We start from the raw sequence: 24,738 nt of genomic DNA, 5'->3' as shown, positions 1-24,738 counted from the left end.
TCACTCCCCTCCCTGCCGCATGGCCACCAGCGGGGCCACCCGGCTGCCGCGCCACGCCGGTAGCAGCGCCGCGCCGGCCACCACGCCCACCACGCCCACCACCACCGCCACCGCGTGCGCCCACTCCAGCCTCGGCACCAGCACGGGCCCGCCCAGGAAGAGCTGCAGCGCCGCGTCCTCCACCGGAATGCCGCCGCCCGCGCCGCCCAGAATCAGCGCCGCGCCCAGCCCGGCGCCCACCGCTCCGCCCACGAACCCCAGCACGAGCCCCTCCGCCAGCAGCACGACGAACACCTCACGCCGGTGCATGCCCACCGCGCGCAGCGTACCCACCTCCGCCACGCGCTCGCGCGCCAGCAGCAGCAGCGTGCCCGTGGCCACCAGCAGCACGAAGAAGGAGATGAGCGCGGCGATGGCCAGCAGCAGCACCTGCGCCATGCCCACCACGCCGCCCACGAAGCCTCCCGCCTCCTCCCAGCCCACCGTCTTCAGCGACAGGCCCTTCGCCGTGGCGAGCTCCTGGATGCGCGCGGCCACCGCGTCCGCGGGGGCGTCCGGCGCCAGCACCACCGCGGCGTGGAGGATGCTGCCCGAGCGCACCTCCTCATCGGTGAAGGTGGGCGGCGGACCCTCGGCCCGCGTGAGGGCCGTGTCCTGCCGCGCGGGCGCCGCCGGGGCGTCCTCGATGGTGGGCAGCACGAGCGACTCCGGCGAGGCGTCCACGGAGGCGCCCGCCAGCCCCAGCGACGCGACGAGCCGCCGCGTCTCCTCCCGCTCCGCTCGCGTGGGCCGCCCGGTGAGGTGGCGCAGCGTGACGAGGTCCACCAGGCTGGTGATGTTGACGCGGCTGAAGTCCCCGCCCAACCCCTTGAAGCGATAGGTGCCCCAGACGCGCACCGGCACGCCGGGGCTGGGCTCCACGCTGCCCTTGAGCACCAGCGTGTCGCCGGGCTTCACGCGGTACAGCGGCAGGTGCGGGGCCAGCTCCTGGTAGAAGGCCGCGTAGCGCGGCGCGAAGGTGGCGTCGTCCAGGGTGAGGAAGTCCTCCAGCAGCGCCTCCAGCGCCCCCGGGTGGCCCTGCACGCGCTCCAGCGCGGCGCGCAGCGCGGTGGCCTGCTCCTGCTCCAGCCGCGACACCAGCTCCGGCACGTCCTCGCGGTTGCGCTCCACCAGCGTGCGCAGCCCCTCGTCTCCGGCCAGGGTGGCGCCCCGGGCCAGGCCCCGGGACACCTCGTCCAGGCGCCAGGCGATGGGCAGCTTGAAGTTCTGCTCCCACGCGCCGTGGCCCAGCATCAGCCCCCGGCTGCCCTCCGGCGGAAGCTGCCCGGTGACGACCTCCACGCGAGGAAAGGCGCGGGCGAAGCGGGGCAGCTCCGTGCCCATCAGATCCAGCTCCACCGCCTCACCCTCGCCCAGCTGCCGGGCCACCCGGTTCTCCAGCAGCTCCAGCGTGGGCAGCGGCTCCGCCAGGAAGCGCTGCTGGAAGCCGGGCGCGAGGACGGACTCCAGCGCGCGCCGGTCCTCCTCGTGCTCCGCGCCCACGGTGAAGGCGTCCGCGTGGCGGGCGGCCTCGCGGGCGACGCGGCGCAGCGTCGCCTCCAGGTCCTCCGCCCGCCGCGCCAGCCTCGCGTCGCGCTCCGGCGAGGGCGGCTCGCGCACCACGGCGCGCAGCGCGGCCAGCATCTCGTCCAGGTAGTTGCCGCGGAACACCGTGGCCCGATTCACCTCCAGCGGCACCACCTCGCGCACGCCCTCCACGCCGCGCACCAGCGCCTCCACGGCCGGGTAGTCCGCGAAGGGCTCCAGCGTGGGCGGGCCGTTGGGGCCGAAGACGAGCAGCGGCGACTCGGGCGAGCGCGCGTCGTACACCTGGAGGTGCCCGGCGCCGCTCTCGATGAGGGTGCGCCGCGTGCCGTCATGGATGCTGGCCACCAGCGCCACGCCCACCGTCAGCACGGCCGCCGCGCCCGCCGCGAGCAGGCCGACAATCCAGCTCCGCGGACGGGACCTGATGCTCTGCAGCGCGAGCAATCCCAGCGTCAACAAAGACTCCCGGTTGCGAGAAGATTGCTCCGAAAGGCCCCGCCCCGCGAGACGGGCGGAGCCCACGAGCGCCGCAAGGTTAGAGAAGGGCCGCCACCGAGGCAAGCAACCCCCGGTGATTCACGCCTCGGGGCGCAGCACGCGCAGCAGCAGGCCCACCTGCTCGTCGGTGAGGCCTGACACGTCGAGTCGCGACAGGTCCACGGACTGTCTCAAGTGCGCCGCCAGCTCGCGCACGGAGGGGTACTCGAAGAGGGCCACCTCGCGCAGGCGCAGGCCGGTGCGCGCGTTGAGGCGGGCCACCACGCGGAAGGCCTGCAGCGAGCTGCCCCCGAGCGAGAAGAAGTCGCTGCCCGCCCCCACCTGGCCTCCGCCCAGCACCTCGCGGAACGCCTCCACCACCACGTCCTCGAAGGGCTCTGGCGCTGCGTCCGCCGCCGCGCCGAAGGCCTGGGCACAGAGTGCCTCCCGGTCCACCGCGCCGTCCTGCGTCCGGGGCAGCGCGGACACCGGGTGGAGCACTCCCGCCTCCGCGCACCAGGCGGGCAGCGGGCCCTGCTCGCGCGAGTGGAAGAAGTGGACGGACTCCAGCGGCGCGCCCGTGTCCATGCCGGGCACGCGCCACGGCAGCGCCTCCGGGGCCACGCCGGCCAGCAGGTGCGTGACGCCGGGCGACTCCACGGCGAGCGCGAGCGCGGCCAGCGCCTGGGCGGGCTCCAGCATGCGGTAGCCCGGGAGCGAGGCCGTCATCCCCACCGCCATGCCCGTGTCCCGCACCGCGCTGAACGACACCACCACCGCGCCGCGCCCCGCGTCCGCGAGCTTCCGGGCGAAGCGCTCCACGAAGCCGGACGCGGCGCAGTAGCTCGCGCTCAGCCCCGCGCCCAGTGTGCCCATCAGCGAGGAGGTGAAAACGAGCAGCGCGCCGGGCCGCTCCCGCAGCGCCTCGGCCACCGCCACCGCGCCCAGGGCGTGTGCCCCGGCACCGCGCACCAGTGACTCGGGCGTCTGCTCGCCCAGGGGGCCCTGCTCCCGCGTGCCCGCGAAGTGGAAGGCCCCGTCGCACGGGCGGCCGAAGCGCACCTCGGCGCCCTGCACGGCGCGGGCAAGCGCGGCCGCGTCGGTGACGTCCGCCGCGACGTACAGCGAATCACCGAGCTCGCGCTCCAGCGCCTCCGCCGCCGCGTCCCGCTCGCGCCGCCCCACCAGCAGCAGGCGAGCGCCCAGGCCGCGCCGCAGGTGGCGGGCCCACGCCTGCCCCAGTCCGCCGTGCGCGCCGGTGACGAGGTACAGCCCACCGGGACGCAGCCGCCGGGGCGCGTCCACGGGCGCGGGCGTCCAGCTCGCGAAGCCCCGCTCCCAATACCCGTCAGCACCGCGCCAGGCCACCTCGCGCGGGAAGCGAGGCTCGCGCAGCTGCCCGGCCACGAAGCGCGCGGCCTCCGCCGCGTCCGAGGGCGCCCAGAGGATGCGCGCCTCCAGCCCGGAGGCCTCCGCGGCGGCGGACGCCAGCAGTCCGGGCCACAGCAGCGAGGCCGGGTGCGCGGCGCCGCCCGGCTGCCGCGCCAGGGACTCGCCGGGGCCGCGAGCCACGGCCCACAGGCGCAGGGGCGTGGCCGTCGCGCGCACGGCCAGGGACTGGAGCACGCGCAGCAGCGGCGAGACGCCCTCCACCAGCGCCTCCCGGTCCGCGCCCGTGGGGACGGCGCCGGCGAACACCACATCCTCGGCGCCCGCCGCCAGCGCCCGCTCCAGGGCCGCCGTGTCCTCCGGCGCCATGGCCACCACCTCACGGCCGGAGACGTGCGCGCGCAGCGCTTCGACGAGGGGCGCCTCGGCCATCACCGCGAGCGGGCCCTGCCGCGTGGGGGAGGCTTCCGGCCCCGTGGCGCGCGGCCTCCAGACGGGCACGGCGAGGCACGGCGGCAGCGTGGCGGGCCCGCCCAGCACCCGCAGGGCCTCGTGCCGCTCCTTCGTGAGCTCGCCGGCCTCGAAGCGGCGGCGCAGCTCGGTGCGCCCGCGCTTGCCCAGCTCGGTGCGGGGCACCTGGTGCTTCGCGAGGGGGACGAGGTGCGCCACGAAGAAGCCCAGCGTCCGGCCCACGTGCTCGCGGATGGCGCGCAGCAGCCCGGGCAGCGGGGGCGCGTCCGGCGCGGGCACGAAGAAGACGACGACGTCATCCGTCTGCGAGCCCGGCGCGCGCGTGGGGCAGGCCACCGTGTACGACGCCAGCACGCCCGCCACCCGCTCCACGGCCTCTTCAATCTCCTGCGGGTACACGTTGTTGCCGTTGAGGATGAGCACCTCCTTCTGCCGCCCGGAGATGGCCATCTGCCCGTCGCGCACCACCGCCAGGTCCCCGGTGCGGAACCACCCGTCCGCCGTGAAGGAGCGGGCGTTGACGTCCCCGTCGTCCAGGTAGCCCTCCAGCACCTGGGCGCCGCGCACCTGGAGGTGCCCCACCGTGCCCTCCTCCACCACCGCGTCCTGGTCGTCCACCACCCGCAGCGAGGAGCCCGCGGGAGGCGGGCCCAGCTCCACGGCGCTCTCACCCGGGTGGGTGCGCACGCCGCGCGTGGCGGTGAAGAAGGAGGTCGTCTCCGCCATGCCCCACATCGGGCAGATGGCGTCCCCGCGCAGCCCGTACGCGGTGAGCGGCTCGACGAAGCGCCGCATCGTGTCCGCGAGGACGGGCTCGCCCGCGCAGCTCAGCACGCGCACGCGCGACAGCGCCCAGGCGCGGCGCTCCCCGCGTGCCAGCCGGTCCGCGACGAGACCATAGGCGAAGTTGGGCGCCCAGCTCATCGTCGCGCCGAACTCCGTCAGCAAGTCGAGCCAGCGCGTCACGTCCGCCAGCACGTAGTCACGCGCCACCAGGACGTGCGAGGTGCCCATGCGCAGGCTGGTGAGGTGCGGGTACGCCGTCCCGGCGACATGGTCCAGCGGCATCCAGCTCAGGCCGGTGTCCTCCGGGGTGTACCAGTCCCCGGCCCGCATCGCGTCCACCATGGCCAGCAGCCGCGACTGGGACAGCACCACGCCCTTGGGCTTGCCGGTGCTGCCGGAGGTGAAGGACACGATGGCCGCGACCTCGGGCGTCCCCTCCACCACCGTCCCCGGGCCCGCGCCGCCCAGCGCCCCCGGCGAGAAGGCCCGCAGGCCCAGCGCCTCCAGTGGCGCCAGGGCCCGCTCCGGCGTGAGCACCCACGGGCCGCCCAGCCGCTCACTCACGGAGAGCAACCGCGCGACGCCGGGGTGAGAGCGTTCGAAGGAGGGAGGAAAGGCCAGCGGCACCGGCACCACGCCGCCCAGCGTGCAGGCCCAGAAGCCCCGCACGAAGTCCCCGGGCCGCTCCAGCAGCAGCACCACCCGCTCGCCCTCGCGCACGCCGCGCGCGCGCAGGCCACCGAGCCACTGGAGCGCCTCCGTCCACAGGCCCGCGAAGGTGAGCGTCTCGCGCCGGCCCTCCGTGTCGATGAAGGTGAGGGTCCGTGAGCCGTGCTGCTCCGCCGCGTGCCGCAGCAGGCCGGCGAGCGTCGTGGGCAGTCCCGGCGCGGCGGGCCGGGGCCCTCCGTCGAGCAGCGACGGGCGTCCTCCACTCCCTCGCGCCTGCTCCGTGGCGACGGGCGCGGCGGCGGCCTGAAGCGCTCCACCCTCGCCCGGACGCAGGGACTCGGGCAGCAGCGCGTCGAGCGGCGCGAAGACCTCCTCGACCTGCCGGGGACCGGCGAGCGCCACGACATCGAAGCCCTCGCGCGCGAGCCTCGCCTCCAGCTCCCGCAGACGCTCCGGAGTGGGCGGCGCGAGCGCCTCGTGTCCATGCCCGGGCAGGGCGGACACGAGGACGGCGGGCGGAGCACCTTCTCCCAGCCGCTCCCTCAGGAGTTGGCTCAGTGCGTCGCCCGTCGCGGCCCGCTTCGGCACCACCCATGCCACCGCCCGGCCGCCGTCTCCAGTGACCCGGGCGTCCTGGACTCGGGAGTCGGACAGGAGGACATGCTCGACGGCATCGGAGGCGGGCGGAGGGGGGCGCATGTTCCGCGAGCCTACCAGCGCACCCCGGGTGGGTTGCACGGGCTGGGGGGACGGACGAAGCTCTCGCACGTCCGCCCCCCTTTCGAGGACTTCATGCCGGCCTCCCCTCCCGCCGCGCCCGCTGCGCTGGCGCAGTCGCTCCACTTCTGGGCGCGCAACGCCTCCAACGAGTCGGCCCTGCTGCGCGCCAGCCTGCGCCTGGGCCTCTTCGACGCGCTTCCCGAGGAAGGCGCGGGCGAGCCGCTGCCGGTGTCCGGCCTGGCCCGGCGCCTGGCCGCCTCGGAGCGGGGCGTGCGGGCCCTCGTGGAGCTGCTCGCGTGTCTGGGACTGGCGCGCCAGGACGACGCCCACGGCTACGCGCTGGCCTCCGGGACGGCGGCGCTGCTGCGCGACACGGCGCTGCGCGCGCGCCTGGACGCGGAGTTGCCGTGGTGGGGCCCCGACGGGCTCCTGGACGAGGCGGTGAAGCACGGCGGGCCGGTGGACTTCGAGGGCCGCCGCTGGGACGTGCCCGGCCACTACCGCGCGCTCTTCCTGGAGCCGCCCCCCGCCGCGAGCCCCGAGGCAGAGGCCTTCTTCGACTGCTTCGCCCGAGGCGCTCCGCGCATGCAGGTGCTCGTCACCGCGGCCCGGCTGGGAGTGCTGGAGCTGCTCGCCAGGCGGCCCCACACCCTCCCCGAGCTGGGCGCGGCCACGTACCTGAGCACGGACGGCCTGCGCCTGCTGGTGGAGCTGCTGGCGCGGCTGGGAATCGCACGGGCGGACGGCGCCGCGTGGGGACTCACCGACGAGGCGCGCAAGGTGCTGGAGGGCAAGGCGCTGGCGTACCTCGTGCGCTCGCTGTCGGTGTCGGCGCGCTACTGGGAGGCGCTGGGCCGGCTGGACGAGACGGTGCGCCACGAGCGCTACATCCTGGACCTGAAGGACGCGGAGGTGAGCCGCCGCTTCTACGCGGACAACTCGCAGCAGCTCACGGCGGTGTTCGCCTCCCACTTCCAGCTCAGCGTGCGCGCCGCCACCACCGTCTCCCGGACGCACCCGCTGGAGGGCGCCGCGGTGCTGGACATCGGCACGGGCTCGGGCGTGTGGGGCGCGGCCTTCGCGCGGGCAACGCCCACCACGCACGTCACCTACTTCGACCAGGCGGTGGTGCTGGAGCAGGTGCGCCGCAACGTCGCGCAGCTGAAGGTGGAGGACCGGGCGCGCTTCTGGCCGGGGGACCTCTTCACCCAGGACTTCGGCACCGCCGCCTTCGACGTCATCATCCTCCCCCAGGTGCTCAACGTGCTGCGGCCGGAGGACGTGCCCGGCCTCTTCGCCCGGGTGGCGCGCGCGCTGAAGCCCGGAGGCGTGCTGCTCGTCGCCGAGTACGTCCTCAACGAGCGCCGCGACGGCCCGCTGGAGCACCTGTACTTCGGGCTGCGGCGCTTCATGACGAACGAGGGAGACCTGCTCTCCTTCTCCGAGTACGCGCGGCTGCTCTCCGGCGTGGGCCTCACCTCCAGCGTGTGTCTGCCGCTACCCACGCAGGAGCTGGTCCTCGCCGCGAGGCCCGGCGTGGCGCTGCCCTCGGAGCTGGCGCCGCCCGCGCGCCCCACACCCGCCGCGGCCTGACGCGGCGCGCCCGAGCCGTCAACTTGCCGGGGGCACCGCGCGCCAGCTAGCGTCCCTTCCTCCTGCGTCCCTCTGCCCGGAAGGTCCCCCGATGCGCCCCGCTCGGATGGTGGACAGCCCCGCCGCGCCCGCTCCGCGCCCCGGCTCCATCGCCACGCGGCTGAGGGCCGGGTACGCGCGGCAGGTGGCCTCATTGGGCTTCCAGGCACAGCCGCTGCCGTCCGCGCTGGTCCACCTGGTCCTCCATGTGGGGCTCGCCGCGGGCGCGGCGCTGGGCACGCACCGGCTGATGCAGGCGTCCACGCTGGCCGGCTGGGCGCTCTACCCGCTGGCGGCCTTCTTCATCGCCACCCGCTTCCGGGCGGTGGGCAACATGCTCCACGAGGCCTGTCACGGCATCCTCGTGCAGGGCAAGCGCCGCAACCGCGCCCTGGGGCACCTGCTGGCCATCATCGACCTCACCGCGCTGGAGCCCTACACGCGCGAGCACTTCACCCACCACGTCCACCTGGGGGACGCGGAGCGGGATTTGGACTTCGTGCCCCGCCGCCGCTTCGGCTTCGCGGACCCCACGCTGCCCTTCGTCCGCGCCCACCTGCTGCGGCCGCTGCGCCTGGTCCACCTGCCCGCCTTCCTGCGGCCCGTCTTCTTCCACCGCGAGGACCCGGCGTGGGTGTCCGCCTGCCGCTTCGCCTTCCTCGGGGGGCTGGTGGCGCTGGCGCAGCTGGGCATCGGCTGGAAGGCCTTCCTGCTCTTCTACGCGCTGCCCTACCTCGTGCCCTACCAGGTCATCCGCTACTGGTCCGACGCGGTGGACCACGCGGGCATCATCGGCGCCGCGGACGAGTTCCACCGCACGCGCAACCACCTCGTGCCCTGGGCCCCGCTGGGCGCCGTCCTCTTCCCGAGGCACGACGGCTACCACCTGACGCACCACCTCTTTCCCGCCGTGCCCACCCGGGCCCAGGGGCGCGTCCACGCGCTGCTGCTGGAGGACCCGGACTACGCCGCGCGCGAGCACGCCCTCACCGCCCTGCTGCGCTGAAGCTCACCGCGTGGTGGCGCGCTCGATGGCCTCCAGCGCCTCGGGGAAGCGCGCGGGGGAGATGCCCAGGCCCAGCCGGAAGCCGTGCCCGCGCGCCAGCGGGTGGGTGCCCTCGGGCGAGCCCGCCTCCATGGCGCTCAGTGGCAGCACGAAGACGCCTTGCGCCGTCAGCGCCGCCAGCCGCGCCTCGAAGTCCCGCTCGGAGGCAACGTCCCGCACGCCGAGGCACGTGACGAGCCCGCCCTGGGGCGCCACGCCGTACACGCCGCGCGAGCGCTCCAGGAAGCCGGACAGCGTGCGGCGGTTCTGCCGCCACTCCTCACGGGCGCGGCCCAGCGCGGCGCCGTGCACGTCCCGGAGCACCTCGTACGCGAGCCACTCCGCCACCGGGTTCACCGTGTGCGTGGTGTAGTTCTTCTCGTTCTGCACGCGCGCCAGCACGTCCGTGTCTCCCACGCACCAGCCGATGCGCAGGCCCGGGCAGCCCAGGCACTTGATGAAGGAGCCGGTGACGAAGGTGCGCGCGCCCGGGCGGTAGACGGTGTCTCCCAGCACCGCGTCCTCGCGGGAGAGGAAGCGGTAGTGCTCGTCGCCCACCACCACCGCGCCCGCCGCGTCCGCCCAACCCGCCACCCGCGCCAGCAGCGCCGGCTCCAGCACCAGCCCGCTGGGGTTGTGGGGGTTGTTGATGACGACGAGGTCCGGCTGCTCGCGCTCCAGCACCTCCAGCCACTCGGCGGCGTCCACGGACGGCACGCCGCGCGCGTCCCAGCGCACCGGCAGGCGCACCACCTGGGCCCCCTGGCGCAGGGGCAGCTCGTAGAGGAGCTGGAAGGCGGGCCACGCCAGGGCCACGCGGCGCGGGCGCAGCTGGCGGAAGAGCAGCAGCAGCGCCTCACTGGTGCCGGTGGTGATGAGGACGTTGTCGCGGGTGGCGCCCGGGTGCAGCGCCGCCACGGCGTCGCGCAGGTCCGCCCGCCCCCAGTTGGGGCTGTCGCGCAGCAGCATGGACAGGAAGGTGTCCGCGGCCCGCGCCGGGGCGACGCCGCAGCCCTCGAGCAGCTCTCCCACGGTGATGGGGCGGCCACCGGACTCACCCAGGTTGAAGCGCGCGGTGAAGCGCGAGCCTTCCAGGTAGTCCTCCATGAAGAACGGGCGCAGGGGGTCCATCTGGCTCTCCGAGGGGCTCAACAACTCAAGGGGTGGAGGCGGCATCCGACCAGGGCACGTCGCCGCGGTGGGCGACGACGACCTGCTGGATGGGCAGCTCGAAGCCGCGCGAGGCGGTGAGCCCCGCGGGCTCCAGCAAGGCGCGGTATTCCGGGAGGGACAGCACGTCCCCCTCGTTGGAGACGTAGCGGCGCAGCGCGAAGTAGAGCGCGTCCAGCGGGCCGTCGCGCCGCTCCGTCAGCAGGTACCCGGAGATGAGCAGCAGCCCCCGGGGCTTCAGCGCGCGCGCCAGCTTCCGGAAGAAGCCCGGCAGCTCCGGCGGAGGCAGGGCGGGGATGATTTGCGGCAGGAGGATGACGTCGTAGCGGGCCTCGCCCGGGTCCACCTCCAGGCAGTTGCCGGCCCACAGCCGCGAGCGCTCCTCCAGCTTCAGCCGCGCCAGGTTGGGCTTCACCTGCTCCAGCACGTGCTCCGAGTCCAGGTAGGTGACGCGGCACGACGGGTCCGCCAGCCCGAAGGCCGCGCCCCACACGCCCGAGCCGGTGCCCACGTCCAGCACCTCGGCGCCCGCGAGGGGGCGCATGGCCAGCACCAGCTTCGCCGCCTGCCGGCTCAGCCGCAGGTGCGAGGCGAAGATGCCGGAGATGCGCGAGGCGTTCTCCTGGTAGATGCGGCGAGCCGTCTCCGGCTCGCGCAGGTCCAACCGGAACTTCTGCTCGCGCACCGCCTCGTCCACGTGCCCGAAGGCCTCCCAATAGGCCATGGTGGCCGGCAGCGCCCGCTGGAAGTACGGCAGGCTGGTGGAGTCCAGCGCGCGCGCCGCGGGAGCGCTGAGGCCGTATCGCCCCGCCTCGCTCCGCGCGAGCCCCATGGACTCCAGCACGGACAGGAGCAGCGCCAGCGCCTCCGGGACGGCGCCGGTGGCCGCCGCCAGCGCCTCCAGCGGCGCGGGCCCCACCACCAGCCGCTCCAACAGGCCCAGCTCCGCGGCCGTCACCAGCGCCTGCGTCCTCAGGGCGTTGCGCACGGCCCGGTCCAGGTACGCGCCCTCCGGGCCCGGCGCGGGCGCACCGGGGGCGAAGGCGGCGCGCAGCCAGCCCAGCACGTCGCGCGGCTCGCCGCCCCACTCCACCGGGCCGCCGGTGCGCACGGCCCGGGGCAGCAGCCCCACGGCATGCCACCAGCGCCGCGCCTCGTGCAGCCGGGCCAGGACATCCGCCCGGCGCAGGAAGGCACTGGGCGCAGGCAGGCTGTAGCCCAGGCCCGGCTCGAAGCGCACGAAGCCCAGGCCCACCAGTGGCTCCACCACCGAGCGGACGCCGCGCACGCTTCCGCCGGTGCGCTCCGCCAGCGCGTCGAGGGGCACCGGGGTGCCGCCCTCATCCGGCAGCGCCTCGAAGAGGCCGAGCGCGGGCGCCGCCAGCAGCGCCGCCGACTCGTTGCTCGCATCGCGCGCCCAGAAGTTGAGCTGCTGGACGAAGGCGGCCTGGGGGGCTTCGGCGTCAGGTGCGGACACGGCGCTCCTCTCACGGGGAATCACGTCCAGCGGAACACGCGCAGGGCCACCACCATGCACCCCGCGGCCCACGCGGCGAGCACCGCCAGCGGGGCACCCAACGACAGCAGGTCCGCGCCCTCCAGCATGACGGCGCGCAGCGAGCCGTTGAGGGCCGTCAGCGGCAGCGCGTGGATGACGGGCTGCATCCACCCGGGGAAGTTCTGGGCTGGGAAGAAGACGCCGGACAGGAACAGCATGGGCATGGTGCTGAGGTTGAACAGGCCGGTGGCGGAGTCCTCCGTCTCCACACGGCTGGCCAGCAGCAGCCCCAGCCCGCTGAAGCTCATGGCCCCCAGGAGGCCCACCGCGCCGACGGCGGCATAGCTGCCGGACATGGGCACGCCGAAGACGAGCCGCGCCAGCGCGCAGAAGAAGGTCATCTCCACCACGGCGAACAGCCCGCGAGCCAGCAGGAAGGCACCCACGAAGTGGCCGCGCGCCATGGGCGTGGCCGCCAGCCGCTTGAGGAGCTTGCCCCCGCGCATCGCCACCACGGAGCTGGCCATGGCCCAGATGCTGGTGGACATCAGCACCATGCCCAGCAGGCCCGGCAGCAGGAAGTCGATGTAGCGGTTGCCGGGCTCGGACACCGGCGTGACGCGGAGCTGCGCGGGCGACGGGGCCCCGGGCGCGCGCGCCAGCACCTCGCGCACCAGGAGCCGCGCCGAGCGGCCCTCCGGCTGCCCCGGGTCCACGAGCAGCTCCGGCTCCGCGCCGGGCAGCAGCACCAGGTGCACCCGCCCCTGGGTGAGCCGGCGCCGCGCCTCCTCGGGGGGCGCGCGCTGCACCTGGAGCTCGGGGGTGCCCTCCAGCCGCGCCACCAGCGCCTCCGCGCCCGTCCCGTCGGCCACGGCCACGCGCACCGGCGCCAGCGCCCGGTCCTGGAAGGCCGCCGCCAGCACCAGTGAGGCGATGAGCGGGAAGCCGAAGGACCAGAAGAGCACCGCCGGCATGCGCCACAGCATCCGCAGCCGCATGAGCAGCAGTTGGACGAGCGGGTGTCTCATGCCGCCCTCCCTTCCCCGCGCAGCGAGTGCCCGGTGAGGCCCAGGAAGACGTCGTCCAGGGTGGGGCGGCGCGTGGACAGGTGCAGCACCTCGCCGCCGGCCTCCGCGATTTCCCGCAACACCTCGGGCAGCGCCCGGTGCAGGTGCTCGACGCGCAGCGTGGCGCGCGCACCCTCCTGGTTCAGCCCCACCAGCGCCTCCAGCCGCGCGAGCCGCTCCAGCACCGAGGCCGGGTGCGCCTCCAGCTCGATGACGTGGCCGGCGCCCAGCGAGGCAATCATCTCCGCCGGCGTGCCGCGGGCGATGACACGCCCCCGGTCGATGAAGACGAGCCGCTCGCAGAGCACCTCGGCCTCTTCCATGTAGTGCGTCGTCAGCAGCACCGTGCGGCCCCGCGCCTTGAGGCCCGCCACCACGTCCCACAAGTCCCGGCGCGACTGCGGGTCCAGCCCCGTGGTGGGCTCGTCGAGGAAGAGGATGTCCGGGTCTCCCACCAGGGCCAGCGCGAGCGCCAGCCGCTGCTTCTGTCCCCCGGACAGGGTGAGCGTCCGGGCCTGGCGCTTGTCCTCCAGCCGCACCAGGGAGATGGCCTGCTCCACGGCGAGCGGCCGCGGGTAGAAGGACGCGAACAGCGCCACCATCTCCTCCACCGTCAGCGCGTCCACCAGCCGCGTCTCCTGGAGTGCCACGCCCAGGCGCGCCCTCAGCGCGGCGGCGTGCGTCTCCCAGCGCATGCCCAGCACCCGCACCTCACCGGCGGTGGGCGCCTGGAGGCCCTGGAGGATTTCCACCGTCGTCGTCTTGCCGGCGCCGTTGGGGCCGAGCAGCCCCAGGCACTCGCCCCGGCGGACATCGAGGTCGATGCCGTCCAGGGCCACGGCGTCGCCGAAGCGCTTGACCAGGCCCTTCACCTCGATGGCCAGTTCGTCCTTGGGTGTCATTGAGAGGGGGTGGGGGTGGATGGGCAGTATGGCCCAACGGCTGGCCGGTGCCCACCACACGGGCTGGCGGAATGCGGCGCTCCCGCACGGGGGGTGCTACGGTCCCTCCCCGTGTCCCAGAGCGAGTCACTGGAAGCGCGGGTGGAACGGCTGGAGTTGCCGTTCAACGAGTTCGGGGTGGACCCCTACGGCATCTCGAAGCGCCACGTCCGACAGGCGCTCCAGATGTTCGCCCTCCTGTATCGGTACTACTTCCGGGTGCGGTGCTTCGGCATCGAGCACATCCCCGCGCGAGGCCGCGGGATGCTGGTGGGCAACCACTCCGGCGGTGTAGCGGTGGACGGCGCCATGGTGCTGACCTCCACCATGCTGGAGATGGACCCGCCGCGGCTGGCGCAGGGCATGGTGGAGCGCTTCCTCCACAACTTCCCCGTCAGCTCGCTGTGGGCCAGCCGCACCGGCCAGTTCACCGGGCTGCCCGAGCATGCGAAGCGGCTGCTGGAAGACGACCGGCTGCTGATGATCTTCCCGGAGGGCGCGCGCGGGACGGCCAAGCTGTACCCCCAGCGCTACTCGCTGGTGGACTTCGGCACGGGCTTCATCCGGCTGGCGCTGCAGACGCGCTCGCCCATCATCCCCTTCGCCTTCCTGGGGGGTGGCGCGGCCATCCCCACCGTCTTCAACGCGCGTGCACTGGGGAAGCTGCTGGGGGTGCCGTACGTGCCCATCACGCCGTACCTGTTGCCGCTGCCCCTGCCGGTGCAGCTCGAAATCCACTACGGCGAGCCGCTCGTCTTCCAGGGCACGGGGGATGAAGAGGACCACGTCATCGAGGGGTATGTGGCGAAGGTGAAGGCGCGCATCGCGGGACTCATCGAGCGGGGCCGGGCGGAGCGTCACGACCGGCGGTCGGGAAGGAGGTTGCTGCCATGAGGGTGCTGATTCCGGGCATCGCGGGAGGCATCGCGCGCAAGCTGGCGCTGCGGCTGCACGAGGCGGGGCACCAGGTGGCGGGGGTGGACATCCGCCCGTGGGAAGAGGCGCGCGAGCTGGGCATCGAGGTGTTCCGCGGCGACGTGCGCAAGCGGGCGGCGGAGGACGTGTTCCGGCGCTGGCGTCCGGAGGCGGTGGTGCACATGGCCACCGTGACGGCGTTCACGGTGCCGGGGGCGGAGCGGGGCCGCATCAACCTGGACGGCACGAAGGCGGTGTTCGACCACTGCGCGGCGCACGGGGTGAAGCACGTGCTCTTCGTGGGGCGGCACACGTTCTACGGGGCGGCACCGGACTCGCCGCTGTACCACTCGGATGACGAGCCGCCGCGGGCGCTGGAGTCCATTCCAGAGCTGGCGGACCTGGTGGCCGCGGACCTGTACGCGGCGACGGCGCTGTGGCGGCTGCCCAAGGTGACGACAGCGATATTGCGGCTGCCGTACACGCTGGGACAGCCGGGCACGGGGACGCTGGCGTCCTTCCTGAAGGGACGGCGGGTGCCGCTGGTGCTGGGGTACGACCCGCTGTTCCACGTCCTGCAAGAGGAGGACGTGGTGGCGGCGCTGATGCTGGCGCTGCAGAAGGAGCTGCGGGGCATCTTCAATGTCGCGGGCCCGCCGCCGATTCCGCTGTCCGTGATTGTCCGGGAGACGGGGCGCATGGGGGTGCCGCTGCCGGCGCCGGTGCTGCGGATGCTGCTGGGGCGCGGAGGATTCCCGAAGCTGTCCGTGGGAGCGCTGGACCACCTGCGCTTCCCCATCGTCGTGGACAACCGGCGGTTTTTGGAGGCCACGGGGTTCGAGTACCAGTACAGCGTCGCGGACATCCTGCGCCTGTACCGCGAGTCGGCGCCGGTACCGCGCGGCTAACGGGCGCGGAACTTCGTCCAGCGGGACGCCAGCGCCTCCCGGCTCAGCAGCTTCGCGTTACAGGCCAGTGAGGCGCCTGCCCATTCGTCGTAGCCCATGCCCTTCACCTTCGGGTGGAGGTGAACCTCGAGCGTCGCCGGATCGATTCCCAGCAGGTCCAGGTCGAAGAGCGTGTGGATGTCTGCACGCAGCAACAGCCCATTCGAGGGGTGATGGTCCTTCGCACCTCGATAGGGCGCGATGTGGGCTGCTTCGAGCAGGTCGGGCAACCGGCACCGGGTGACCACGCACGTGTCCTTGAATCGCTTCCGAAGAGCCTGACGGAACTCCGTCTGTCCCCTGCGGGCATGGATTTCCTGGGTGATGCGCGCCCGTTCGTCATTCGCGTTGGGGGCATAGGGCACGTCTGGAGCATCTGCGGCCACAGGGAAGCCGCCTGGATTCACGTCTACGACCTTCATAGAGAGGCGGCGCAGGCTCCTGGCGGCCCCCTCCAGGCGAGCGAACTCCACGCGCTGCATGGCGAGCTGCCCGTTGAACCGAGGGCATGCAGTACGCACCGCCGCGACAGGGAGGTCATCCTTCAACGGCTTGAAGGTCCCATCGAACCAGGCTGCGTAGTGGGTGCACTCCTCCTCGGTCACCTTGGGCTTGTCGAACGTGTGCTTCTCCTTGCACCGATAGCGAGGACGCTTCTGCTTGCGCTCCTTGATGGTCGCAATCTCACACTTCGGACACCGACTCAGTGTCTTGGTTCCCTGGGATGACTCGAGCCGGACGATGTTCGCGATGCCGAGAACCCGCGCCTTGTTGCGGAGGACCATCAGGTCCCCTTTAGCCACCTGCTTGTGATTCGCCACGAAGCTGTCGTAGCGATAGACGGCGTCAAGCTCATCCGCATAGCCGGCATTGCCTGCGTACTCTCGCTCGTCGCCCAGGGAGAGCACCAACCACGCACTTCGTGATTCCATCCCGGCAGTGGAATGCTGGGGCGACAGGCAAAGAAGGATGTGTGGAATAGGATGGCGTAAGTGCTACCCCGGGGGGAGGAGACATGGCGGCGAACACCGACGAAGTGGACGTAGTCATCGCGGGAGGCGGTCCGGTCGGCGTGCTCACCGCCAACCTGCTCGGCCTGCACGGGGTGCGGGTCCTCGTCCTGGAGCGCGAGTCCACACCGCACGGCCAGCCCCGCGCCTTCTCCTGCGATGACGAGGCCCTGCGCATCTACCAATCCGCGGGCCTCATCGACGCGCTGAAGCCAGACCTGCGGCAGAGCCGGCGCGTGACGTACACGAGCGTCGGAAACAAGCCCATCGCGGAGCTCCACCTGAGCGAGGTGGACTTCGGCTTCGGCTACACGCCCATCTGGTTCTTCTACCAACCGCTCCTGGAGAAGGCGCTGCGCGAGGGGCTCACCCGCTTCGAGCACGCGAAGCTGCGTCTCGGCACGGAGGTGGAAACGCTCGAACAGGACCCTGCCGGAGTCACGGTCCGCACCCGCGACCTGGCCAGCGGTGAACGCGGCGCCGTGCGCGCCCGCTACCTCGTGGGCTGCGACGGAGGCCGGAGCACCGTGCGCGGGCTGCTGGGCATCGCCATGGAAGGGCGCAGCTACGAGGAGCCGTGGATTGCCATCTCCGGCACCGTGCCAGAAGACGCCGCTCCGCCCGAGTGCAGCATCGTCTGCGACCCGGAGCGCCCCGGCTTCGTGGGCCGTGGCCCCGTCGGCCAGTTCCGCTGGGAGTTCCGGCTCCGCCCCGGTGAGACCGGAGAGGAGATGGTCCAGCCCAACTCCGTCCGCCGATTGATTTCCCCCTACGTCGACCCGGAGAAGGTGAAGGTCGAGCGCGCCCAGCTCTACACCTTCCGCTGCCTCGTTGCGCCCCGCTGGCGAGAGGGCCGCACCTTCCTCGCGGGAGACGCGGCCCACATGATGCCGCCCTTCATGGGCCAGGGCCTCGTCTCCGGCCTGCGCGACGCCGCCAACCTCGCGTGGAAGCTGGCGCGCGTGATTCGCGGGCGCGCCCCCGAAGCCCTCCTGGACACCTACGACCAGGAGCGCCGCCCACACGTGAGGACCATGCTCGATGCCACCGTGCGTCTGGGCTACGTGTTCCAGGCGCGAAACACGCCCACCGCCCTGGTCCGAGACTTGGTGCTGCGAGGCCTCCAGCGCATCCCCAGCGTGCGTCACTTCGTGGAGGGCTTCCGTTTCAAGCCACCGCCGTCCATCGAAGAGGGCTGGTTGCTCGGAGGCCGCCGCTCCGGACGCGCGGCGCCAGAGGGCAGCTACTTTCCCCAACCCAGGGTGCGGCTCTCCTCCGGCGAAGAGCGACTGCTCGACGACACGCTGGGCCCCGGGTTCGCCGTGCTGAGCAGGAAGAACGGCCCGGCGACTGAGGCGGCCCACGCGCTCGCGGAGGCGCTTGGCGGTACGGCCGTCACCGTGGGCCCCGCGGGCTTGAGCAGCACGGACTCGCTCACCGTGGAGGACCACACTGGCAGGCTGGCGGAGTGGTTCACCCGCCACGGCGTGGACCTCGCCGTGGTGCGCCCGGACCGCTTCGTCTTCGGCGCGGTGCCGCTGGCGCGGCTGCCGGAGCTGCGCACCGCCCTGGGCGTGGACCGCACCTGAGCCCCGGTGATGCGGACTCTCAGTGAGCCACGGCGGGCACGACCTGGAGGGACGGAGCCCGCGCCTCCAACTCGGGCTTCGCGCTCTCGGCCTGCACGGCCGTGTCGAGGTTGGCGAGGCCCGCCTCGAACTCCTTCCCCAGCAGCGCATCCATGTCCAGGAAGGCGGACATGGCCTTGCCCATCACGGAGTTCTCCCCCTCCATGCTCCAGGTGACCTGGGTCTCCTTTTCGGACGCCACGAGCGTGAAGGTCGCCTGGTTCGTGGCGGCGAAGGGCTTGAAGAACTCGAGCCGCAGCGAGACGTGCTCGCCGGGCCTGCTCTCCAGGATGGTCATCCGTCCCTCTCCGGCCTTGCTGTTCCCGCTCCACGCGTAGACGGCACCCGGGCCCGACGGAGGGCCTTCGAAGCGCTTCGTCATGTTCGGGTCGAGCTTCTCGTAGGGCGACCACCGGCCCCACTGGTGGAAGTCATTGATCATCGAGAAGACGACGTCCGCGGGCGCGTGAATCAAGGCGCTCCGCTCGACGCGGAAGCGGTCTGGACGGGTACGAATGAAAGCCACCAGCGCGACGATGAGGACGACGACGATGATTCCAATCAGCATGAGCATGTGAACGACTCCTCGCCGGGCAGGTGAGGTCGGGCCCGGCCTTCACCATGGCGTCGACCGGGACCCCGGGAGATCGACAACCCCCGGCGTCTTTTCTTCGCGGGTGGCCAAGCCGCTGGAATCGCGGGGCATTTCCCCCGCCGTCCTCCACGGGGACACCGAGAATCCTCCATGGCTCCGCGAGCCCCGCCGCGCCGGATGGGGCCCCGACGACTCGCGGATGTACACGAGGACCCGGTGCAAGGAATTGGATGCAATGCCTTGTCAATACCTCCCCCCCGACTTGCCACGGAGGCGACAGGAGGCGCAGGCTTCCGACTCCGCGTGACGGATTGGAGCTGCGCGCGGAGCGGGGGATTCTGCTTGCTGCCGCCGGTGCATACCGCGCTGCTCGACGCGATGGACAGGCACGCCCGGCGGCGCGCGGAAGGCATTGCCACGCTGAGCACCCTCGTGGGCCCACCCGAGCAGGGACTCGCATCGCTGACCGAATGGACTCACCGCCGGGGCCTGAGCGTCGTCCTCGCGAGTGGTGACGACGCGCGGGGGATGGTCTCCGCGTGGGCCACGGCGCTCGCTCGTGAGCGGGACCTCACCTCGGACGCGGAGGCGTTCGTCGTCCTCTCCCAGGCCTCGGGCCCACGACGGGAGCTGCTCTTCCGGGGCAAGACGCTCCACGAGCGCCGCGTCCTGCTCGACGGCCTGACACCCCCACGCTCCGAGTCCGCCACCTGGGAGCTGTGCCGTTGCCTGTTGGAGTCCCCCGCCCTGCCCACGCAGGGAGACCTGCCCCCCGCGGTGAGGGGCGCCATCCACCAGAATCCGCACTCCGCGCTCCAGTCGCTGCTGGCGCTCGTGCCCTACGGCAGCGCGCCCGTGCTGCGTATCCGGGCAGACCCTTCCGACTTCCGCGCGCTCCGCACCGCCGTGTCACTCTGTGCCGCTGCCCCCGCGCTCGCCCTGGTGTGCGTGCTCACGCCCGAGTCCCTCGCCGAGCACCTGCGCCGGAGGGAGTCCCGCGTCCAGGCGATGCTGCGCGAGGGGCGACTGGACCTGCCGGAACCCCCTCCCGCACCACCAGCCCCGGCGCACCTGAAAGAGGTGACGCCCGCCCTCGCCCGGCTCCAGGAGGAGGGCCTCCCGGAGCCCGTCCTCGCCCGGTATGCCGAGGCGGCCCAGGCCATCACCCGCGCACGCCGCGAGGTCGAGGACCGCGCTCGCAGCGAGCAGGAGCGCTTCCTCTTCGACCTGCTCGAGCACCTGCCTTCCACCCGGGGACTCTTCGACCTCAACGCCCGCGTCGACGTGGGCCACGGCAACCGCCCGCTGGAGGTGGACCTCCTGTGCCGCGAGCTGAAGCTGGCGGTGGAGCTCGACGGCCACTTCCACTTCCGCGACGACGAGCGGTTCCGCCGCGACAGGCGCAAGGACCTGGCCCTCCAGCGCGCGGGCTACTGGGTCGTCCGCTTCCTCGCCGACGACGTCGTCCCGCGGCTGGAAGACATCCTCGAAACCCTCGACACGATGATTGCCGCCCGGAGGCAGGAGTCCTCCGAGCAGGAGACACCGCATGAACCCCGCTGACCCCCGGCTGGCCGGGATTGCACTCTGCTGGCTCATCACCCGTGGCAAGAAGCCCGGCACCCGCAGGGAACTGGAGGCGGCGCTGCGTCCCTTCGTGGAGCACCGCCTCAGCAGCGCCGAGTCGAAGGCCCGCTTCGACACCCTGGTGACACGGCTGCTCGGCGACGCACTCGTCACGGAGCGGGGGCGCGGCGGCCTCGAGTTGTCGGCGGACGGACGCGCCGGGGCGCTGCGCTTCCTCAACCTGGAGCAGGCCCCTCGAGGGCTCACCTGGAAGAAGCTGAAGGCCACCTACCTCCTGGCGCGCACCCTGGACCTGCCGCCCACGAAGTCCGTGCTGGCCCGGTTGTCGAGCGCCGACGGTGTGCGCGCCACGCTCCTGAAACAGCAGCACGGCATGTCGGACGCCGACAGCCTCTCCCTGGCACAGGTGAGAGATCGGCTGCTGTGGCGGCAGCTCGGAGTGGAGACGGAACGCCCCTTCTCGCTGAGCGCCGTGCAGGCCCATCTCCTCGGGAAGGTGCTGGACACCGAGACGAAGGACCCGCGCAAGGCGGTGGAGCAGCTCGCAGCGCGCTCGGCCGGGGCCACACGCGTGGATGCCGAGGCCGTGCGCCTCGCCGTCCTGCGCCGCTGGGCCCTGCCGGACTCGGAGACACATGCGCCCGCTGAAGCGCCCACCCCGCCGACGGAGCAGGACAGCAGCCCCGAGGACTCCGTGGCGAGCTTCGCCGAGCACGTGCTCACCGTGGCCCGCGCCCTGCCTACGGGCCGCTTCGGGCAGAACAAGGTGTTCATCTCCCACGTGTGGAAGGCCCTCCAACCCGAGTGGGGCAGCCGCGAGGCGTTCGACGTGGCGCTGCTCGAGGCGAACCGCACGCGGCACCTGTCCCTGACGCGAGCGGACCTCGTAGCCGCCATGGACCCCCACGACGTGGCCGAGTCCGAGGTGCGCTCCTACGGCGCCAGCTTCCACTTCGTCGTCATCTAGCTTTCCCTGGAGCGCCCGTGCCCATCGACCCTCGACTCGAGGCCTTCCTCGCGGACGGCCGTGAGGTCTTCAGCAGCGTCCAGCAGGGCCAGCAGCTCTGGCAGGCGGACCCGTTCGACGTGGAGGCCCTCAACGCGCCGGCACGCCGCGCCTTCAAGCGGCTGCTGGAGCGAGCAGCGGCCGACTCGCCTCCCGACGCGGGCAAGCTGCTGCTCCTGCTCGGAGAGTCCGGCAGCGGCAAGACGCACCTGGTGCGGGCGTTCCGCAATCTCGCGCACGGCCGGCGCCAGGGCTTCGTCGGCTACATGCCGATGACGGTCGATGCCGCCCGCTATGACGGGTACATCCTCTCCAACCTCATCGACTCGCTGGACCGCCCGTATGACGTGTCCGGGGGAGATGACAGCGGGCTGATGCGGCTATCGGACGCGCTGATGGTGCACTGCAAGAGCGCCTTCGCGCCCCTCATCCCGGACGAGACGGTGCTGGAGGAGGACGAGCTGCACGGGACCATCCGCGCCGTGGCCGACGAGCTGCTGGAGGACGCGCGCTTCCGGAGTGTGGAGGTGGACCTGCTGCGCGCGCTCATCTACCTGCAGCGCAAGGACCCGCGCATCAACCGCCGCATCTTCCACTGGTTGCGCTGCGAAGAGCTGTCCGAGGCGGACCGGAAGGTCATCGGGGAGCTCGTTCCCCGCACGGCGGACGACGCTCCGGCGCGGATGGTGGAGCACCTCGGGCGGCTCATGGGTGCACTGGGGCATGCGCTGGTGCTGTGCGTGGACCAGGTGGAGGACTTCCACGACTTCGAGGAGCGTCCGCAGATGGAGAGTTCCTTCCGGCGGGCGATGAGCAGCCTGACGGCCCTTGCCGCCAGGGTCCCCCGGGCCGTGGTGGTGGTGTGCTGCCTCTCCGACTACTGGACGAAGATGCGGCCCCACCTGCCGCGCCCCCAGCTGGACCGCATCGAGAACGACCCGGAACCCGTGGAGCTCGAACCCACGGTGACACCCAGCACGGCCCGCGACATCGCGGCAAGAAGACTGTGCGCGCTGTACGAGCAACGAGGCGTGGCCATCGACCCGGCGAACCCGACGTGGCCCATCCCGGCCGCGGGCTTCGAGTTGCTGGGAGGACAGCGAGCGCGCGACGTGCTGGACGAGTGCCGCCGCTACCGCGAGCGCGCGCAGCAGGACCAGCGACTGCCGGACATGTTCCCCCTTCATCGCCGGGGTGATCGGACACCAGCATCCACTGGGAACAACCTCCCCCAGAAGGTGGACCTCGACCAGGCGTGGACCGACTTCAAGGCCACGTACAAGCCGAAGCCGCCCGAGCACGCCCCGGACATCGCCACGCTGCTCGCCTGGGCGATTGAGGTGGGAAGCGATGAGCTGGGAGGCACGCCGCGCTTCGCCGTCAACACCCGGGACGAAGAGGCGATGGATGTCAGCGTGCAGCCACAAGGCAGCAAGCTCTTCGTCTCGCTGTGCGAAAAAGACCCACGAGGTGGCGGTCTCTCGCGACAAATGGCGGAGGCGCTCAAGTCCGCCGCCGGGAGCACACCCGTCCTTGTCAGGACCTCCGAGTTCCCCGCGAGAACTGGCGGTGCGGTGGCGGAGAACATCGGCCTGCTCATCCGCAATGGGGGTCGGCGCGTGGTGGTGGGGGATGGAGAATTGCGTGAGCTCGTGACGCTGCGCGCGTTCCGCGAGAAGCACGCCGGGCAGACCGCGCTCATGGAGTGGAGCCGCGCGGCCCGTCCCATCACCCGACTCAAGTCCGTGGGAGACATCCTCGGGTTGGAGCGCCTGGGCGCCACGCCTCCACCCTCCAGCCCACCACCGACCTCGAAGAAGCCGTCGGAGCCCACGTCACGAAGCATGGGCGCGAGCACCCACGACACAGCAGCCCGTGTCGAGCCACGTGGCGCCGCGGTTCCACGTCAGTCCAACCTCTTTGAAGGCACGGCCACCGTGTCCTCAGGCACCGCACCACGCAACGAGGCGGGGCACGTGGCTCCATCCCGGGTTGAAACCGGGGCCGCCGGAGCAGGCACCTCGTCACGGTCCACGAGCCCGCGACGGGAAAATGTGGCTCCGCCTGCCGTGGCGCACAACGACGCGCCTCCGCTGGAGCTCACCGTCGCCGGGGACATACTCACGTCGTCCTCGCGCACGGTGACGCCCCCGACGGGCACGCCCGTGCCCGTGGGGCTCCAAGTCCGTAAACGCCCCGTCACGCCCACGCCCGTCCCCGCGGTGCCGCGCGAGGTGCTCACGGGGCCGGTGAAGCTGGGCGCCTCGGAAGGGTTCTTCACGCAGACCGTCTCGCTCGAACCCGCCGAGCTGACGCGACACAGCGCCTTCCTCGGAGGCACGGGCAGCGGCAAGACGACGCTGGCGCTCAACGTGCTGGAGCAGCTCCTGCTCCGGGGCGTGCCCGCCATCCTCATCGACCGCAAGGGGGACCTGGCTACGTACGCGCGCGAGCTCTCCTGGCAGGAGAAGCTGGAGGATGCCTCGCTCCACGAGCGCCGTCGCCTGCTGCGCGAGCGAGTCGACGTGGCGGTCTACACGCCGGGCCGCTCGGACGGGCGGCCCCTGGCCATCCCCGTCGTGCCACGGGGCCTCGACGCGCTCCCGTTGGAGGAGCGCGAGCAGGGCGTCCAGCAAGCCGCGGACGCCATCGCGGGGATGCTCGAATACAAGAGCAGCCCCAATGACAGGGCGGCCCGCGCGCTGCTCGCCCAGGCGCTCCGCCTGCTGGTGCAGCGCCCACTCGGCCGGGACCTCACCCTCGAAGTCGTGCAGCAATTCGTCGCCGACCAGGACGAAGCCCTGCTCCAGGAGACCGGGGGACTCCCGCCGAGGACCTTCGCCAAGCTCGCCCAGGACCTCGAAGTCCTCCGCCTCAACCTCCGCCCCCTGCTGGCCTCCGGCGGCGAGCGGCTGGACCTGGAGGAGCTGCTCGGGCGTGGCGCCTCGGGCACGCCGGGCAAGACGAGGCTGAGCATCATCAGCACCAAGTTCCTCGGGGACAACAACCGCATCCTCTTCTGGGTGTCGCAGCTGTTGCTGGAGACGAACCGCTGGACGAGCCAGCACCCGGCGTCCCAGCTCCAGGCGGTGCTCCTCTTCGATGAGGCGGACATGTACCTGCCCGCGACGATGAAGCCCGCCACGAAGCAGCCCATGGAGGACCTGCTCAAGCGGGCCCGCTCCGCCGGTGTGGGGGTGATGCTCGCCACCCAGAGCCCCGGGGACCTCGACTACAAGTGCCGCGAGAATGTGCGCACCTGGTTCGTGGGCAAGGTGAAGGAGGACAACGCCATCCGGAAGCTCCGGCCCATGTTCACCGAGGCCCGCGTGGACGCGGACGCGAAGCTCCCCTCCCAGAAGCAGGGCCAGTTCCACGTGCTGCGCGACGGACAGGTGCAGCAGCTCAAGGCGGACCGCTCCGTCATGCGCACCGAGCAGCTGGCCGAGGATGAAATCCTCAAGCTCGCGCGTCAGACCCTGGAGAAGAGCAGGAGCACGGCCGTCGGCACCTCCAAGGCCGGCGGCGCCCGCTGACGACTCACGCCATGCCCCGGCCCCTCACCGGGCCGCCAGCCGTGCCTGCTCGCCTGCCCGGG

At 72.6% G+C, this 24,738-nt stretch carries 16 protein-coding genes; 8 read left to right on the top strand and 8 right to left on the bottom strand.

All coding sequences use genetic code 11. The annotated features are described in order from the left end of the window. Nucleotides 1–2,043, bottom strand: a complete 2,043-nt coding sequence (locus G4D86_RS47245) for an FtsX-like permease family protein (RefSeq protein ID WP_240360873.1) — start codon at nt 2,041–2,043, stop codon at nt 1–3. 120 nt (nt 2,044–2,163) lie between these two features. Then, nucleotides 2,164–6,078, bottom strand: a complete 3,915-nt coding sequence (locus G4D86_RS47240) for an SDR family NAD(P)-dependent oxidoreductase (RefSeq protein WP_164002124.1) — start codon at nt 6,076–6,078, stop codon at nt 2,164–2,166. 93 nt (nt 6,079–6,171) lie between these two features. Here G4D86_RS47240 and G4D86_RS47235 point away from each other — a divergent pair, with 93 nt between their 5' ends. After that, the gene (locus tag G4D86_RS47235; protein ID WP_164002123.1) at nt 6,172–7,692 is read left to right on the top strand and encodes a class I SAM-dependent methyltransferase; all 1,521 of its coding nucleotides are present in this window, start codon (nt 6,172–6,174) and stop codon (nt 7,690–7,692) included. Between the two features lie 91 nt (nt 7,693–7,783). After that, nucleotides 7,784–8,737 carry a fatty acid desaturase family protein gene (locus tag G4D86_RS47230; protein WP_164002122.1) on the top strand — a complete coding sequence of 318 codons (954 nt, stop codon included), beginning with the start codon at nt 7,784–7,786 and terminating at the stop codon, nt 8,735–8,737. Between the two features lie 3 nt (nt 8,738–8,740). On the opposite strand, the gene G4D86_RS47225 is transcribed toward G4D86_RS47230, so the two are convergent. The 4 genes from G4D86_RS47225 to G4D86_RS47210 are packed head-to-tail and all read right to left on the bottom strand — an operon-like array spanning nt 8,741 to nt 13,413. Next, entirely contained in the window at nt 8,741–9,907 is a 1,167-nt protein-coding gene (locus tag G4D86_RS47225; RefSeq protein ID WP_164002121.1) for a pyridoxal phosphate-dependent aminotransferase, read from the bottom strand. Between the two features lie 25 nt (nt 9,908–9,932). Further along, complete coding sequence (locus G4D86_RS47220) at nt 9,933–11,423, bottom strand: class I SAM-dependent methyltransferase (RefSeq protein WP_164002120.1); 1,491 nt, start codon at nt 11,421–11,423, stop codon at nt 9,933–9,935. 20 nt (nt 11,424–11,443) lie between these two features. Continuing rightward, entirely contained in the window at nt 11,444–12,472 is a 1,029-nt protein-coding gene (locus G4D86_RS47215; RefSeq protein ID WP_164002119.1) for an ABC transporter permease, read from the bottom strand. Next, complete coding sequence (locus tag G4D86_RS47210) at nt 12,469–13,413, bottom strand: ABC transporter ATP-binding protein (RefSeq protein ID WP_164002118.1); 945 nt, start codon at nt 13,411–13,413, stop codon at nt 12,469–12,471. The genes G4D86_RS47215 and G4D86_RS47210 overlap by 4 nt, the downstream gene beginning before the upstream one ends. 111 nt (nt 13,414–13,524) lie before the next feature. On the opposite strand from G4D86_RS47210, the gene G4D86_RS47205 reads away from it, so the two are divergent. Together G4D86_RS47205 and G4D86_RS47200 are read left to right on the top strand one after the other, a co-directional pair. After that, complete coding sequence (locus tag G4D86_RS47205) at nt 13,525–14,346, top strand: lysophospholipid acyltransferase family protein (protein ID WP_240360872.1); 822 nt, start codon at nt 13,525–13,527, stop codon at nt 14,344–14,346. Further along, nucleotides 14,343–15,275: an NAD-dependent epimerase/dehydratase family protein gene (locus tag G4D86_RS47200; RefSeq protein ID WP_164002116.1), complete on the top strand. Its 933-nt coding sequence runs from the start codon at nt 14,343–14,345 to the stop codon at nt 15,273–15,275. Before G4D86_RS47205 ends, G4D86_RS47200 begins: the two co-directional genes overlap by 4 nt. Here G4D86_RS47200 and G4D86_RS52405 read toward each other — a convergent pair. Continuing rightward, entirely contained in the window at nt 15,272–16,222 is a 951-nt protein-coding gene (locus tag G4D86_RS52405) for an HNH endonuclease (protein ID WP_240360875.1), read from the bottom strand. The genes G4D86_RS47200 and G4D86_RS52405 overlap by 4 nt on opposite strands. A gap of 107 nt (nt 16,223–16,329) precedes the next feature. Here G4D86_RS52405 and mhpA point away from each other — a divergent pair, with 107 nt between their 5' ends. Beyond that, complete coding sequence (gene mhpA, locus G4D86_RS47190) at nt 16,330–17,913, top strand: bifunctional 3-(3-hydroxy-phenyl)propionate/3-hydroxycinnamic acid hydroxylase MhpA (RefSeq protein ID WP_164002115.1); 1,584 nt, start codon at nt 16,330–16,332, stop codon at nt 17,911–17,913. Nucleotides 17,914–17,932: 19 nt separating this feature from the next. On the opposite strand, the gene G4D86_RS47185 is transcribed toward mhpA, so the two are convergent. Continuing rightward, entirely contained in the window at nt 17,933–18,526 is a 594-nt protein-coding gene (locus G4D86_RS47185) for an SRPBCC family protein (RefSeq protein ID WP_164002114.1), read from the bottom strand. A gap of 363 nt (nt 18,527–18,889) precedes the next feature. Between G4D86_RS47185 and G4D86_RS47180 the strand changes: the two genes are divergently transcribed. Genes G4D86_RS47180 through G4D86_RS47170 form a run of 3 tightly spaced genes read left to right on the top strand, consistent with a single transcriptional unit; the run spans nt 18,890 to nt 24,676 of the window. Next, nucleotides 18,890–20,110 carry a DUF559 domain-containing protein gene (locus G4D86_RS47180; RefSeq protein ID WP_164002113.1) on the top strand — a complete coding sequence of 407 codons (1,221 nt, stop codon included), beginning with the start codon at nt 18,890–18,892 and terminating at the stop codon, nt 20,108–20,110. After that, nucleotides 20,097–21,101: a hypothetical protein gene (locus G4D86_RS47175; RefSeq protein ID WP_164002112.1), complete on the top strand. Its 1,005-nt coding sequence runs from the start codon at nt 20,097–20,099 to the stop codon at nt 21,099–21,101. Before G4D86_RS47180 ends, G4D86_RS47175 begins: the two co-directional genes overlap by 14 nt. A 17-nt stretch (nt 21,102–21,118) precedes the next feature. Then, nucleotides 21,119–24,676, top strand: coding sequence for an ATP-binding protein (locus G4D86_RS47170; RefSeq protein ID WP_164002111.1), 3,558 nt, complete (start codon nt 21,119–21,121; stop codon nt 24,674–24,676). Nucleotides 24,677–24,738 lie beyond the last annotated feature (62 nt).

This window comes from Pyxidicoccus caerfyrddinensis (assembly GCF_010894405.1).
Classification (GTDB): Bacteria; Myxococcota; Myxococcia; order Myxococcales; family Myxococcaceae; genus Myxococcus; species Myxococcus caerfyrddinensis.
This window is presented reverse-complemented; position numbering and strand designations above follow the sequence as displayed.